The following is a 647-nucleotide window of genomic DNA, read 5'->3' as shown; positions in this document are numbered from 1 at the left end:
CCACGGCCTCGGCGTCGGCGTCGGCGCGCACCCGGCCGGCCGCACGCTCTGCCTCCAGGTAGGCCACCACCCGGAGCTGCGGCGTCGCCGGGCCCGCCCCCTTCGCCGCGATCGACTCGCGGTGCCGGGCCAGCAGCGTGCTGCTGGAGAAGATCGAGGCCGAGATCGGAAAGCTGTCCACGTAGAAGTCCAGCAGCCCCGCCACGAGCCGTTCGAGGTTGGCGGCGACGGTCGCGGTGCCCACGGCGTCCTCGGGCAGGTCGAACCGCGGCAGGCGCTCCTGCAGCACGGCCATGAAGAGGCCCTGCTTGTCGTCGAAGTGCCGGTAGAGCAGCGCCTCCGAGCAGCCGGCCGCGCGGGCGATCTCCTTGGTCGTCGCGTGCGCGACGCCCTGCTCGCGCATCACCCGCGCCGCCGCGTCGAGGATCCGCTCCCGTGTGCTCATGGCAGACATTCTCGCCCCCTGTTCCCTTGACCAGCGGTCCTGGCTCGTGCCACCGTGTGAGTAAGTATTCACTCACCCCTCTTTCGAGCACCACCCCAGACCGAGGAGACGTCATGCAGATCGCAGTTGTCGGAGCGAGCGGCCGTACCGGGCGCGAGCTCGTCCGGGTGCTCGCGGCGGCCGGCCACGAGGTGGTCGCCGT

General features: G+C 71.6%; 1 protein-coding gene. It reads right to left on the bottom strand.

Features of this window, described 5'->3' with window-relative positions; translation table 11 throughout:
• A partial coding sequence (locus PROKR_RS22325; RefSeq protein ID WP_036967721.1) for a TetR/AcrR family transcriptional regulator occupies nt 1–445 on the bottom strand: 445 nt, incomplete at its 3' end.
• Nucleotides 446–647 lie beyond the last annotated feature (202 nt).

This window comes from Promicromonospora kroppenstedtii DSM 19349 (genome assembly GCF_000515355.1).
GTDB lineage: Bacteria > Actinomycetota > Actinomycetes > Actinomycetales > Cellulomonadaceae > Promicromonospora > Promicromonospora kroppenstedtii.
The sequence above is the reverse complement of the archived record's forward strand: the minus strand, read 5'-3'. Positions and strand labels throughout refer to the sequence as shown.